This window comes from Ruegeria sp. Ofav3-42 (assembly GCF_022347725.1).
GTDB lineage: Bacteria > Pseudomonadota > Alphaproteobacteria > Rhodobacterales > Rhodobacteraceae > Ruegeria.
This window is the reverse complement of the sequence record NZ_JAKRGB010000035.1, coordinates 1-14,284: the sequence shown is the minus strand read 5'-3', so window position 1 is coordinate 14,284 and position 14,284 is coordinate 1. Positions and strand designations below refer to the sequence as shown.

Here is a 14,284-nt window from a genome sequence, read left to right as displayed (position 1 = left end):
CGCCCGCCGGGTCGCGCGCGACATCGCCAGGACCCGTCAGTACGACATATCGATGAAGCTCAGGAAGAAGGTCGAAAGGCTCTTTGCCCACTTAAAACGCATCCTGGGCCTCGGACAGCTCCGATTATGCGGCCCATGTGGTGCCAATGACGAATTCCTGCTCGCCGCCACCGCCCAGAACCTCCGCAAACTGGCAAAGATCTTTCCCGCACCGCAGCAAACGCAAAAAGCCTGATAGGAAAGGCAACCGCGCCGTATTCTGGTAGACATTTTCCGCACCAACAACACGGGGTTATTCAATAGAATCGGCTATTAAATGCCGGACGTACCGTCGGCGCATACTGCACCGCAACAACGATTAGGGGCATTAGGCGACTCAAGCGGCAGCGATGCGCAAATAGCGGGCTTTGGAGTTTTCGTGCCGCGTTTCTGAAAACCGAGCCACTCCGATCACCCTGTTTGCAGAAACCGGAATGTCGAGTATTCAAATTTTTCGTTGCCGAAACCGGTTTCGGAACGAACAATTGGCAAGATGATACCGAATCCCGATCTCTCAAAGCCTCAATCTCCGCTCCGGCACCAGTCGGCGTCCGGTCGGGTGAAGCTGGACGAACTGGCTGATCATCTCGGTCTTTCAAAGAGCACCGTGTCACGCGCTTTGAACGGGTATTCCGATATCTCTGAGACCACTAGGAAGAGGGTTGAAGCCGCTGCACGAAAGATGGGCTATCGCCCGCTCAGCCACGCGCAGGCGATCCGGACAGGAAAGGTGCGTGCTATCGCAATGGTCATCAACAGCGGAGAACCGGACCGGCACAATCCGTTTCTTCAGGACTTTCTGGCAGGCGCTTGCGAAGCCGCCAGCGCATTTGATTGGACGATGACCATATCAACGGCCAAGTCCGAAAAGGATATGCTCACAGTGCTGGGGCGACTCGTGGAAGAGCGCAAGGCGGATGGGTTTATCCTGCCCAGAACCGAAGTCGATGACGCCCGTATCGAGTATCTAAGGGCGTTGCAGGTTCCTTTCATTCTCTACGGTCGAACAGGGTACGGGCAAACCGACCCTCACGGGGACACATCATGGTTTGATATCTCAGGTGAAACGGCAATCCGCAGTGCGGTCAGCCGTTTAAGCGGGTTTGGCCATCGTCGCATTGGCTTTGTCGGTAGCGATCCCAAATTCAACTACAGCCACCTGCGCCGCGATGGATATCTCGACGGCCTGAGGGCCGCTGGTTTGCCTATCGACCCTGATCTGATCCGTGAAGGCGCGCGGACCCGTGATGAAGGGGCAACCCAAGCGTGGGCTCTGCTGGAGCTTGAGAACCCGCCTACCGGAATCGTCTTCGCGACAGATCTGGCAGCGTTGGGGTCCTATTCTGTTTGCGCCGAATTTGGTCTGCAGATCGGACAGGATGTTTCGATCCTCGGGTATGATGGCATACCTGAATGCCAGTATGTCAGCCCGGGGCTTACGACATTCAGTGTCGACTCACAGCGGGCCGGCGAGCGTCTTGCGGAAATGCTCATACGGCAGACTCGTGGTGAAGCACCCGAAAGCCTGCGTGAGCTCGGCGAAGCCGTTCTTTTGGAAAGGGCATCTGATGGACCAATGCGCCTGACATCCGAGGAGCTGGCGCAAAAAATAACTCAATTCAAAAATGGTAACCGGGGAGGAAACCGACCATGAAACCCACACCCAAAGCATCTCGTCTGATGCTGGGCACATCGCTGGCACTGACTTTGGCAGCAATGTCCGCACAGGCTGATACAATTCGCTTCTGGACAACCGAAGAACAGCCAGAGCGTCTCGCAAAGCAGCAGGAAATGGCGGACCAGTTCAGGGCGGAAACGGGCACCACAGTTGAGGTAATCCCGGTCACCGAAACCGATCTGGGCACCCGGGCCACCGCTGCTTTCGCTGCCGGAGACCTGCCTGACGTGGTGTATCACCCGCTGCAATACGCCCTGCCGTGGGCCGAAGCAGGTATCCTTGACACCGAAGCCGCAACCGAGGTGATCGAGGAGCTGGGCGCGGACACATTTGCACCCGGCGCGCTGGGGATGGCGGCCTTTAATGGCGAAACGGCCTCGGTTCCGGTAGATGGTTGGACCCAGATGGTTGTTTACCGCAAAGACCTGTTTGACGATGCGGGATTGGAAGCGCCGAGTTCTTTCGACAACGTTTTGGCTGCGCTGGAAAAACTGCACAACCCGCCCGAGATGTACGGCTTTGTTGCCGCGACCAAAGTCGATGAAAACTTCATGAGCCAGGTGCTGGAGCATGTGTTTCTGGCCAATGGCGTCTCGCCAGTTGGCGCGGATGGTTTCCAGCCACTGGATGAGGCCAAGACAACCGAGGTTCTGGACTTCTACAAAGCAATCTCGAAAGCGTCGCCTCCGGGTGAGTTGTACTGGAAGCAATCGCGCGAGCTGTATTTCGACGGCAAGGCCGCGATGATCATATGGTCGCCCTTCATTCTGGATGAATTGGCCGGCTTGCGTGACAGTGCGCCGCCGACAATTACAGACGATCCGACCTCAAACGAATTGGCGGGCAAGACCGGTATCGTGACCAATTTCGCTGGCCCGTCCAACCCGGATGGCGCAGCCTGGGGTGATGTGCGGTATTTCGGCATTACCAACGACGCGGATACGGATGCCGCGATGGAGTTCGTGAAATTCGCGATGGACGACGGGTACACACAAACTCTGGCGATTGCGCCCGAGGGCAAGTTCCCTGTTCGTCGCGGCAACGCCGACAATCCGACAGCCTTTGCCGAAGCATGGGCCGAGCTGCCTGTAGGCGTTGACCGCAAGGCACCACTGGGTGACCTTTACGACCAAGCGATGATCGACGAGATCGTAGGCGGTCTGGACGTTGCGCAGCGCTGGGGAGTGGCCGAGGGTCAGCTGGCACTAGCGTCGAAAATGATCAACAGTCAGGCCATCAACCGCATCGTCCGTGAGTATATCGACGACGAAATTGATGCCGCCGCTGCGGTTACAGCCATGAACGAAGAGCTGGCCAAGGTTCAGTAATCAACCAGCACCGGCAGCGGCGTCCGCGCCGCTGCGCACAAACCTTCGAGGTATCCCATGTCTTCGGCCACCCCACCGACCGGAACCGGGGCTCTTGCCAAACGCGAGGCGCGTCTGGCCTGGGCGCTGCTGGCTCCGACCGTGATCAGCGTGTCGCTTGTGGTGATCCTGCCCTTGCTGGCGATCATCTGGATCAGCTTCAAACCGTTTACCCTGTCCGACCTGCGCCCGCCTGCCCCGGTCGTTCGTGAAAGCCTGCGCGGATCGGGTGACGATCTGCGGATCGAATACCGCCTGCGTAACTCCAGCCAGGAAATCGCCGTCGACGGCGTGACCCTGAGCGATGTGCTGCCCGACGGCGTCGCTGTGGGCGAGGTCACCGCACCCTGTGTTCTGGACGGGAAGGATTTGTTCTGCGATTTCGGAACCTTGGACGGCGGCCAGCGTGAACGTGTCCGCATCCCGGTCACCGTCGACGGCGACCCCGATGCATTCGAAGAAACCGTCGAAGACTCCGAACCGCGCCTCACCGGCAGCGGACCGAACATTCTGACCAACTTTGAATTCAGCCTCGAGAATTTTGCCCACGTCTTTGACGGTTCGGAATTCTGGGGCGTGCTCTGGGTCACGCTGTTCTATACGGTTTTCGGCACCATCGGCGCATTGGTCATGGGTTTATTCGCCGCCTTGTTGCTGAACAAAAGCTTTCGAGGGCAAGGCTTCATCCGCGGCCTTTACCTGTTCCCATACGTCGCCCCCGTCATCGCCGTCGCTTTCACCTGGGTCACGCTTTTCGACCCCTTCTCGGGATCGGCCAACGCTTTGCTGGTGCAGATGGGGCTGAGTAGCGAACCGATCAATTTCTTCGGTGAACGTCCGCTGGCGCTGATCATGGTCACAGTATTCGAGATCTGGCGCTACTTCCCGTTGTCCTTCTTGTTCATTCTGGCCCGGATGCAGTCCATCGACTCCAGCATGTACGAGGCCGCCGATATGGATGGGGCTTCTCCGTTCCAGAAGTTCTGGCTGCTGAGCATCCCGCAACTGTTGGGCATCCTGTCGGTCTTGTTCCTGCTGCGCTTCATTTGGACGTTCAACAAGTTCGACGACATCTTCCTGCTGACCGGCGGCAATGCGGGCACCCGAACGCTGACCGTGAACGTCTATGAGCAAGCCTTTGCAATCTCGAACATCGGTGCCGGTGCGGCGGTGGCCGTCGTGATCCTCGTGTGCCTGATCGCCTTCAGCTTTGTCTTCTTCCGCTTCATCAGCCGTGAGGAGGGTCTGTGATGCGCAAAGGGTATCTTACTGCCCCGGTTCTGGGCGCGCTCTGGCTTGTCGTGGTTGCCACCACCATTGCCATCACCATGTCGTTCTCAACCGGGGCCGCTTTTCGCCCGCAAGTTCTGCTCAGTCTGATCTGGGGTGCAGTCGCCGGTTTAGTCTATGTCCGCTTTCCCGCGCAGCGTGCTCCGGCCCGTCTGGGGATATCGGCGTTGCTGGGGCTGTCTGGGTTGACCGGATTTGGTCCGGTTCTGATCGGCTCAGACACATCTCTGCAGGCTGTTGTGGTCACGGTTATCGCCATGGCCGTCGTCATGCACCTTTCCTTGGCGGCGATCCTGAAAGAAACACCATTCGGGGAGCTCACGCGCCATGAATACGAAGAGGCGGTGATCCGCTTCTGCACAGGGTTCGGCTATATCTTTTTCACGGCAATCGTCGTGATCCCCTTCTACGTGATGGTGATGACCAGCCTGAAATCCCAGCAGGCGCTATTGCAGAACCCGTTGGACTTCTCGGTCGACCTGTCCCAGGGCACCGAACTGTTCCGCAGCTACACCGAGCTGTTCCGAGACTTCAATTTCGGTACATACCTATGGACCTCGCTTTATGTCTCGGTCCTGACCGTATTCATCACGCTACTGTTCAGCGTGCCCGGAGCTTACGCGGTGGCGCGGTTCCGGTTTCAGGGGCAAAAGGCGTTCTCGCGTTCGATCCTGTTGATCTACATGGTGCCGATGATCGTTCTGGCGCTGCCGATCTATATCGCTTTCTCGCTGACCGGCTTGCGCAACTCGATCCTCGGGATTGTCATGATCTATCCGGTCACCACGATCCCGGTCGCACTGTACATGCTGCAGGGATATTTTCGGGGTCTACCGACCGAGGTGGAAGAGGCCGGGCTGATGGACGGTCTGTCGCGCCTGGCGGTGATCTGGAAGATCACCCTGCCCCTCAGCCTGCCCGCGCTGGCCTCGGTCTCGCTCTATGTCTTCATGATCGCTTGGAACGAATTCCTCTTGGCCTTCATGCTGCTGGACGACCCGTCGAAATTCACTCTGACCCGCGGGGTCACGATGCTGAACTCCTCAGAAATTCCCCGTCAGCACCTGATGGCCGGTGCGGTGATCGCCACCGTTCCGATCATGGCGCTGTTCCTGGGGCTTGAACGTTTCATGACCAAAGGCCTCACAGCTGGGTCCGTCAAAGGATGACACAGATGAACCAACATACGAACCCAGACCGCGAAGCGCGCAATATCCTGATTGCCAATGATCGCGGAGGCTACACCATCCCGACCGAGGGGCTGTACCCATACCAGTGGAACTGGGACAGCGCGATTGCCGCGCTTGGTTTTGCCCAATTCGACCTCGACCGCGCCTGGACCGAGATCGAAACACTGTTCACCGGGCAATGGGAAGACGGCATGGTCCCGCATATCCTATTCCACCAGCAGGATGACGGGTACTTCCCCGGCCCCGATGTTTGGGGGTGCAGTGGACCGATACCGTCCTCAGGCATCATTCAGCCCCCAATTGCCGCGACTATGGCTCGCAAAATCTGGGAACAGGATACCGCATTCGGCGATACGCGCCTGAAGGCGTTGTTCCCCAAACTACTGGCATGGCATCGTTGGATCATGAAATGGCGCCTCGATGATTTCGGTGCTGTTTGCACCACCCATCCGTGGGAAGCCGGCCGCGACAACGCTCCTGACTGGGACAGTTCAATGGCGCGCATGGATGCGTCGGATGTGGGGGAGTACCAGCGCCGCGACACAAGCCACGTGAACAGCGATGACCGGCCCACCAAGTTTGATTATGACCGGTATATCAAACTGGTTCAGATCGGCAGAGAAGCGGGATGGGACCAGCAAGCCCTGTTGTCCCTGAACCCGTTCCGAGTCGCCGATCCCACTATGACTTTCACCACTCTGCGCGCTGCACGGGACCTGCTGGCAATCAGCGAGAAGCTTGGGCTGCCGGCCGAATGCCTGAGTGCAGATATCGAAAAGCTGGAAACCGGCTCGCGTTCGCTTTGGAACGAAGATCTGGGTAGTTTCGACTCGCGCGACGCGCATACTGGAGAGATGGCCGACAGTGTTTCGAACGCATCCTACCTGTGTTGGTACGCCGGAATCGAGTCTGACCAAATGTTTGAGCGGTTAAAGTCGACGCTGGAAACCGTACCCTACCCCGTTCCAAGCTATGACCCGAATATGCCGAAATTCGATGCGCGCCGATATTGGCGCGGCCCAACCTGGGCTTTCATGAACATGATGATCGGGTTTGGACTGGCGGATATGGGACATAAGCAACAGGCAGAAGAGTTGCGCCAGAAAACCGCCGACCTGATCTCGGGCTTTGGGTTCGCAGAATACTTCGACCCAAAAACCGGCAGCCCAGCAGGTGGCCAGGCATTCACCTGGACGGCCGCTGTCTGGCTTCACTGGGCAGGGAGGGCCTGATGGGTAGCATCGAACTGAAGTCCGTCGAAAAATGGTTCGGCTCGGCACAGGTCATTAAGGGCGTTGACCTCAAAATCGAAGAAGGTGAGTTCGTCGTCTTCGTCGGACCGTCCGGCTGCGGAAAGTCCACCCTGTTGCGCATGATTGGCGGTCTCGAGGACATCTCGCGCGGGTCACTGTTGATCAATGACGGCGATGTAACCGATCATCCGCCCTCAAAACGCGGGCTGACGATGGTGTTCCAATCCTACGCTCTTTATCCGCACCTGACGGTTGCTGAAAACATGGGGTTTTCTCTGAAAGTTGCGGGGATTCCTAAGGCAGAGATAGCCGAACAGGTCGACCAGGCCGCCGAGGTTCTCAAGCTGGGACCATTCCTGGAACGCAGGCCAAAAGACCTGTCCGGCGGTCAGCGCCAGCGAGTGGCCATCGGGCGGTCCATCGTCCGCGACCCCACGGCGTTCCTGTTTGACGAGCCGCTGTCCAACCTAGATGCCGCGTTGCGGGTCGAGATGCGGTATGAGATCGCCAAACTGCACCAAAGCCTGAAACGGACAATGATCTATGTGACCCACGATCAGGTCGAGGCGATGACACTCGCCGACCGGATTGTCGTTCTGGAATACGGGAAGATCGCTCAGGTTGGCACTCCGCGAGAATTGTACGAACACCCCGCCAACCTGTTCGTGGCTCAGTTCATCGGCAGCCCGAAAATGAACATCCTGCCCTGCACTACCGAGGGCGGCAGTTACGCACTGGAACACGGTCGCAGCGGCAATTTCGACCGGTCCGGTATCGCCACCAGACTTGGCGTGCGGCCCGAGCATATTGAGGTGGTCGCGGCTGGTGAAGGTCAATGTGACGGCGTCATTGAGGTAATCGAATATTTGGGTGCAGACACTTTCCTGATCGTCGATTGTGGTGGCGAAGAAAAAGTAACAGTTCGACTGAATGGGGATACGGATCTGAAGCCAGCGGAGCAGATCGGTCTGCACTTCCCAGCGGACAAACTGCACTTCTTTGACGACAACGGGCAGGCCCTAGGTTTGAAATAACGCACGGACAAATCTGCCCTGCCTTTCGTGCCAACCCAAAGGTCTTTGCCCATCTTCTTCAAAAGTCTGCGGCGTTCCTCGGGATGGAATACGAAACTAAAACACAAGCGCCCTCTCCTATTGAGCGGGCGCTTTTTTTCGTTCCGACTTATGCGGTTAGTCCCTTGTCGTCGCGAAGCTGGCAATAAGGATTGCGTGGTACTTGTTGCGGGAGACTTTGTCCGCTTCACTGCCACCTGCAAGCCGGGCAGGGAACGCACGGTTTGCAAGGAATCACGACTCGCGGCATGAGCGGACGACGGGATCGAGCTGATGTTGTTGAATAACTCGCGCTTGATCGACGCCTATTTGGCTGATTCAATTCCACCATTAGGCGGTAGAATTTACGATGATGGGGCCGAGACAGGAAGCACAGGCGGCACTGTTTTACGAGTTTTCGCTGGAGGAGCATGTCCCGCGGGACCACCTTTTGCGATCGATTGACCGGCATCTCGATCTGAGCAGCATCCGGGGACATTTGGCAGATTTCTATAGCCACACTGGGCGCCCCTCCATTGATCTGGAGCTGCTGATCCGGATGCTGTCGGTAGGATACTGCTTCGGCATCAGGTCAGAGCGGCTCTGTGAAGAAGTGCATCTGAACTTGGCATACCGATGGTTCTGCCGACTTGATCTGAACGACCGCATTCCAGACCACTCGACCTTTTCCAAGAACCGACATGGACGGTTCCGCGAGAGCGACCTCTTGCGGCACGTGTTCGAGACGACGGTCGCCACTGCATGAAGGAAGGCTTGGTTGGTGGCCAGGGCTTTGCGGTCGACGCCAGCTTAATCAGCGCCGACGTCCAGAAACAGAACTCTGGCAACCCCGAGGACTGGGCGGCACGCGAGATTGATCCCGCTGATGCACCCCGTGCCGTACGTGAGTATCTCGACACATTGGACGACGAGGCTTTTGGTGCAGCGACAACGGCAAAGCCGAAGTTTACCGCCCATGTCAGCCCGGCCAGCCAATGGACGGCAGCGCGCAAAGGTCTCGCGTTCTTTGCCTGTTCCGACAATTAATTGATCGACACAGATCATGGCATCATCATGGATGTCGATGCCAGCCGGTCGAACAAGACCGCAGAGGTTGGCGCCATGCGCAAGATGCTCGAACGCACCGAAGACCGGTTTGGCGTGAAGCCAGATTGGATCGCCGCTGACACCGCCTACGGGTCGTCCGACAATCTGGTCTGGCTCGCATTGAAGCGCCAAATCCTTCCCTTCACCCCGGTCTTCGACAAGGGCGAACGAACCGTCGGAACCTTCTCAAGATCAGACTTCACATGGGAAGATGAGGATGACCGATACATCTGTCCGGGCGTCAAGGAGATGCGCCGCACCTGGCGGACCTATTCCGATCCTGCGCGGAATGCGCCGAGTTGGAAAGCTCGCAAATATCGGGCGCGGAAGTCTGACTGCACGGGATGCGCTCTGAACGCCAAATGCTGTCCCAACTCCGACACCCGCGCCATCCATCGCGAAAAACATGAGATCGTCAGAGATTTCGCCCGCCAGTGCACCACCTCAGATTTCAGTTCGAAGGCTCAAGCGCGACGGAAGAAGGCCGAAATGCTCTTCGCCACCTCAAGCGCATCCTCGGTCTTGGTCGGCTCCGATTGCGTGGCCCATGTGGCGTCCGGGACGAATTCACTCTCGCAGCCATCGCCCAGAACCTCAGGAAACCAGCCAAGCGCAAGCCGATGATGCCAGCAACAGGATGAAAGGCGGGCAAGGCCCGCACATCCAAAAGAAATCAAAGCGATAGCTTGAACAGGAGCGATGAAATCAGTGAGTTTTTCAACGAAACCAGCCCGGAGCGAATTTCCATTCCACGCTCCGATGCCGAAATTCAGAGCACAATTACGCAAAAGCAAGGCAACAGGTCAGCCTTTCAGCCGACCCTCCGTATGCTGCTTGTGTATCTGTTCGTCAGTTGCAAGCCGATTGGCCTGCATACATCCCAAGTCCGGCGCCCGCCGCCGTTGCAAGGGTCTTGCCTGTGCCGCCACCAACCTGGTTGCCTAAAACACCGCCAAGAGCTGCACCGCCCAGAATGCCAGCGGCACACCGAGCGTCGCTTTGTGCTTGAGCCTGAGTTGGCGTTGTCGGTGCTCCACATGCTGCCAGCAGCAAGGTGCCACCAAGCAGGCAAGCGATTGTAGTCTTCTTCATGTTGGATTCCTTACGATCACGCGTATGTCACGGCCTTTTGTTTCCAGACATGTAGGTACTGACGAACCACTCTCCAACCCACATGCGGCCCAGACGCAAAAAACCGCCTAATGCCGGGTACCTCGACGGCCGAGCAACATCGCCATGCGACCTTGAGTTGAAACTCAGCTAAATCCTCCCGGATTTACATGGTCAGCGATCCCAACGCCGGTTGCCGCGCATCATATGTCTGATTGTGCATTGAAGATGCCTTACCGTCGTCAACACGAAATGTCAGACTGAGCAGCCTCATCTGACTGGTCCAAGTTGATTGTTAGTGGATCATCGGCCTGTGATCCATCGAGATGATGGTTTCGGGCGCTGGTGGGCGATAGCCCGGAGCACTGTGGGGGCGTTTAGTGTTGTAGTGTTTCCTCCATTGTTCGATCAGGATGTGTGCCTCGCGCAGGCTGTAGAAGATTTCGCCGTTTAGAAGTTCATCCCTGAACCGGCCATTGAAGCTCTCACAGTATCCGTTCTCCCAAGGGCTCCCGGGTTCGATGTAGGCCGTCTTGGCGCCAACCATTGCCCGGCAGGCGATTGCGAAGCAATCTGCCGAGAGGGGGCGCCGATCCAGTCTCGGACAGCCTGGGCGACAAATTCCGGCCCATTGTCAGAACGTATGAAACCGGGTGCGCCACGAAGTATGAACAGGTCTGTCAGGACGTCGATTACATCGGTCGAGTTCAGCTTCCGCTCGACCCTGAAAGCCAAACATTCCCGACTGTACTCATCTAGGATGTTCAGCGTCCGGAAGGCTTTGCCATCATCGGTTCGGCAATGGACGAAGTCATAGGACCACACATGGTTGCGATGCTCGGGTCGCAGCCGGACGCATGAGCCATCGTTCAGCCAGAGCCGCCCTTTCTTAGGTTGTTTCATTGGCACTTTCAGCCCCTCTCGCCGCCACAGCCGTTCAATTCGTCCGTCGCCAACAGACCATCCAGCCTCTCTCAGCAATGCTGCGATCCTGCGATGGCTATATGCCGCAATGATCTACGGTATTGACTGAGTGCAACTAAAGTCAACGAAATCGCTGGTGCGGTTACAGCGAACAGCAGTTTCGTCTGCCCACTTGTCATATGCCATCTGGCTTTGAACGTCCGGAATGTGCGAGTTCACGACGTGCTGCGCTGGCAAAATCAGTCATGCTAGCGGAGGTCCGGTAAGCGCTCTCTCGGGCACCTTCGCCGTGTTGATCACGAGTGGCCGGATCGGAGCATCACTGCCGCTCGCTTTGCGACGCATGTACTCACTCCCTGCGGGATTTGCTGCCGTTGAGGTGGTCATTGTCAACGTCGGCTTCTCACCTGTGAGACCTTTTTTGACCGCCCAGAGTAACCCTTTCCATGCATTCATCTCGGCGATAGCCTCTTGAGCATGAACAAACTTGTCGTACTTCGTGGCTACCAATTCAGTGTTTACAACCGCATAGCGCGGGTGGCGTTGCATGAGAAAGGCGTTTCGTACAAAACTGAGGAAATCGACCCTTTTGCGGATGACATTCCCGACCACTACATGCAACGGCAACCATTTGGCCGCGTTCCGGTCCTGAGCCATGGCACGTTCGATGTTTACGAGACCGCGGCCATCGCTCGTTATGTTGACGCGGCTTTCGAGGGTCCTCGCCTCGTCCCCCTGGAAGTCGAAAGCCTTACGCGTTTGGTGCAAATTGTCTCTATCGTGGACAGTTACGGCTACCGCCCGATGGTTCGCGAGGTCTTCGCACATCGCGTCTTCCGCCCCGCGCTCGGAGAAGAAAGCGACGAGGCCAAGATCGAAAATGGGTTGGCAGCATCGCGGCCCGTTCTTCAGGCACTCGATACACTGGCTTCGGAAGCGCATGTCCTCGACAGAAAGACTTTCACGCTCGCTGATTGTCACCTCGCACCGATGATCGCGTACTTTATTCAAGCGCCAGAGGGGGAAACGGCTCTGCGTGACTATGCCGCTCTGTCCGATTGGTGGGAATGGTCCTCGCAGCGGGCAAGTCTCGCCGAAACTGATCCCGGCCTACCGGTGAACCACCTAGCATAAATCGATCATTCGTGCAGACCGCAGCTCTGGTTCAAATTTCATTGCAAAAGGAATGTTCGGCTTGCGGCGCCATCTGATGTTGAGCGTCCACCTAGTTTCTGGTCCAACTGTGACGGTTGGGTCAGGTTCGTGTGACGTGACCCAGCCCCCTAAACCGGGCCGTTTGGATTTAGAATCCGTTCCTGTTTGCTCTGAAAGGTGGACCGAAAAACAGCCTGAGGAGCAATAATAATAGCAAGGGAACGTTTAGGTGTCGGACAAAACATCAACTACCACTATAGAAGTATATAAATATACCGACGAATTTGAAAATGAGCAGTTGCTTGCGGTCGAACCCTTGAGGCGTTGGGCGGAGTCCAATTGTGAGCTTAGGGGAATACCCCTCGATATAAAAAAGGTCGAGGATATGTTCGCGAACAAAAAAATCGACCGGAAACACCTACAGCAACATACAATGACGCGAGACCCACGCCCAATAATTGTATGCGAAGATTTCGGAGGGATGGCGTCGGAAATTGTTGACGGAAACCATACCTATGCTGCTATGGCAACGGCGGTTGCGATTGCGGCGCGTACTGGATTTCCCTTTCCGACGGAGCCAACTGTTCCCGGCTACGTCATTACTCGCAAACAGATGGAACAGTTCATAATTCCCTCGGAAGCGAGACTGACCGGCATAGTTGATGACCAATAGACCTCTTCTCGACGAATATGCTGCCCGACTGGAGCTTTTTGCGTTCAAAGTCAGATAGTCAGCAGCGCTACACCATCAGAGACACTCGTCGGAAGGTTGCTAGGCGCCGTCCCAGCGACTTTGAAATGTTCGCTTGCTGCGCAAAGCTGCCGCTAGAGTCGGTTGGGGCCGCACCTGCGGCGAACGGCAACTCTGTGGCCTTATCCTCAGCCTTGCTCCAAATGTTGCGCCCGCAGAGAAAGACAGCTTTGTCCGCTTACCCACCATTTATTACCTGGCACCGAGCGTCCGGTTTGAGCCCAAAGCGGACAAGTACCACCTAGCCCAATGCGGAACTCAACTTTCCAACGAGAAGGGAAAGCGAATTTAGTGTAAAGATTAGTTGGCACAGTCCAAGACTAGCCGTTGGATGGCCGAATGAGCAATAATCTTAAAGCACCTGAACCGCCAAGTTTATGGGCCGGACAGCTGCTCCACTTCACCTGCCTCACGGCGCTATTGATTGTTTTGACGCTTGCTTGGAACGCACTTGGTCAACCTCATTCGGTCGCATTTTGGATCGCTGTCAGCTTTCCCGTAATGCACCAAGTTTGGGTATGGCTTGCATGGCGATATGAGCTGCATTCGTCGACTGTTAGCAAGTGGATTGGTTTCGGTGGCTACCTTGTTGCTTTTTTCCTTTTGTTCTCCGGCCGTTTCTTGTCGCTTGCTTGGTTAGCCTTCCTAGACCGAGGCAGTCTCAAGCTTACTCTCGTTTCCCATGTCCTGCTCACGCTCATTCTTCTAATGCCCGGAGTTTATGCCATGTACAGCGTGAGAAGGTATTTCGGGATGGCGCGCGCTGCGGGGGGCGACCATTTTGACCATCGCTTTCGCGACATGCCGTTGGTGAACAAAGGTATCTTCCGCTTCACTGACAACGGAATGTATCTTTATGCATTCCTGTTGTTTTGGGCTATTGCAATTGGGTTAAACTCGGCGGCGGCACTCTCCGTAGCGGCCTTTAGTCATGCCTATATCTGGGTGCATTTTTATGCGACCGAGAAGCCGGATATGGATTATCTGTACGGCTCAGCGACGCCCTGAAGTTTGTTAATCCCTCCACCTGCAACTTGAAAAAATGGCAGCTTTGTCTGCTCCCCAGCCATCAGAAACTTGGTTTTGAACGTCCGGAATGTGCGGTTTGCCGCTTGCTGCACATTCGAAGTCCTAGGTGGCGGTGAACGGCTTCTGTGGGTGGCTCCTGCATTGCAAGAGTTTTCTGGTGATGTTTGCGGGTATTTTGTCAGTACCTTCGTCTGTCCGGCCTGTTTGTGTGTCGGCATTGTCGCCACTGGCCTTGATGAATTCCGCGAGCGAGGTTCCAATCGGGTTATCGACCTCTGAGGGTCGCTGCCATTCCCGGAGTGTCCTTGCTCTTGGTTGACTTATTTCCGCATCATCACT

Annotated in this window: 12 protein-coding genes and 2 pseudogenes; 11 read left to right on the top strand and 3 right to left on the bottom strand. The window is 56.4% G+C overall.

Annotation, left to right across the window (positions count from 1 at the left end; all coding sequences use genetic code 11):
- The 8 genes and pseudogenes from MHN28_RS24245 to MHN28_RS24210 all read left to right on the top strand — a co-directional run.
- Positions 1-235 (top strand): transposase (locus MHN28_RS24245; protein WP_239345564.1); only part of this gene is annotated, 235 nt, incomplete at its 5' end.
- A gap of 363 nt (positions 236-598) precedes the next feature.
- Positions 599-1,693 (top strand): substrate-binding domain-containing protein, encoded by a 1,095-nt coding sequence (locus MHN28_RS24240; RefSeq protein ID WP_239345562.1) that lies wholly within the window; start codon positions 599-601, stop codon positions 1,691-1,693.
- Positions 1,690-3,045: an ABC transporter substrate-binding protein gene (locus MHN28_RS24235; RefSeq protein WP_239345560.1), complete on the top strand. Its 1,356-nt coding sequence runs from the start codon at positions 1,690-1,692 to the stop codon at positions 3,043-3,045. Before MHN28_RS24240 ends, MHN28_RS24235 begins: the two co-directional genes overlap by 4 nt.
- 57 nt (positions 3,046-3,102) lie before the next feature.
- The gene (locus MHN28_RS24230) at positions 3,103-4,335 is read left to right on the top strand and encodes a carbohydrate ABC transporter permease (RefSeq protein ID WP_239345559.1); all 1,233 of its coding nucleotides are present in this window, start codon (positions 3,103-3,105) and stop codon (positions 4,333-4,335) included.
- On the top strand, positions 4,335-5,543 hold the full coding sequence (locus MHN28_RS24225; RefSeq protein WP_239345557.1) for a carbohydrate ABC transporter permease: 1,209 nt from the start codon (positions 4,335-4,337) through the stop codon (positions 5,541-5,543). The genes MHN28_RS24230 and MHN28_RS24225 overlap by 1 nt, the downstream gene beginning before the upstream one ends.
- Before the next feature lie 5 nt (positions 5,544-5,548).
- A complete protein-coding gene (locus MHN28_RS24220; protein ID WP_370645806.1) occupies positions 5,549-6,796 on the top strand; it encodes an amylo-alpha-1,6-glucosidase in 1,248 nt (415 codons plus the stop codon).
- Positions 6,796-7,851, top strand: a complete 1,056-nt coding sequence (locus MHN28_RS24215; protein WP_239345553.1) for an ABC transporter ATP-binding protein — start codon at positions 6,796-6,798, stop codon at positions 7,849-7,851. Before MHN28_RS24220 ends, MHN28_RS24215 begins: the two co-directional genes overlap by 1 nt.
- Before the next feature lie 388 nt (positions 7,852-8,239).
- Positions 8,240-9,617 (top strand): annotated as a pseudogene (locus MHN28_RS24210) (IS1182 family transposase).
- A gap of 208 nt (positions 9,618-9,825) precedes the next feature.
- Here the strand turns inward: MHN28_RS24210 and MHN28_RS24930 are convergent.
- Both MHN28_RS24930 and MHN28_RS24200 read right to left on the bottom strand, forming a co-directional pair.
- The gene (locus MHN28_RS24930; protein WP_170492798.1) at positions 9,826-10,068 is read right to left on the bottom strand and encodes a glycine zipper 2TM domain-containing protein; all 243 of its coding nucleotides are present in this window, start codon (positions 10,066-10,068) and stop codon (positions 9,826-9,828) included.
- 313 nt (positions 10,069-10,381) lie between these two features.
- Positions 10,382-11,091, bottom strand: a pseudogene (locus tag MHN28_RS24200) (IS3 family transposase); the annotation flags it as partial.
- Positions 11,092-11,487: 396 nt separating this feature from the next.
- Here MHN28_RS24200 and MHN28_RS24195 point away from each other — a divergent pair.
- The 3 genes from MHN28_RS24195 to MHN28_RS24185 all read left to right on the top strand — a co-directional run bounded on the left by MHN28_RS24195 (position 11,488) and on the right by MHN28_RS24185 (position 13,924).
- A complete protein-coding gene (locus MHN28_RS24195) occupies positions 11,488-12,144 on the top strand; it encodes a glutathione S-transferase family protein (RefSeq protein WP_239345551.1) in 657 nt (218 codons plus the stop codon).
- A 250-nt stretch (positions 12,145-12,394) separates the two neighbouring features.
- Positions 12,395-12,838: a hypothetical protein gene (locus tag MHN28_RS24190; protein ID WP_239345550.1), complete on the top strand. Its 444-nt coding sequence runs from the start codon at positions 12,395-12,397 to the stop codon at positions 12,836-12,838.
- Positions 12,839-13,255: 417 nt separating this feature from the next.
- Positions 13,256-13,924 carry a phosphatidylethanolamine N-methyltransferase family protein gene (locus tag MHN28_RS24185; protein ID WP_239345548.1) on the top strand — a complete coding sequence of 223 codons (669 nt, stop codon included), beginning with the start codon at positions 13,256-13,258 and terminating at the stop codon, positions 13,922-13,924.
- Positions 13,925-14,047: 123 nt separating this feature from the next.
- Here the strand turns inward: MHN28_RS24185 and MHN28_RS24180 are convergent.
- Positions 14,048-14,284, bottom strand: a 237-nt coding sequence (locus MHN28_RS24180; protein WP_239345546.1) for a hypothetical protein, incomplete at its 5' end; no start/stop codon positions are given.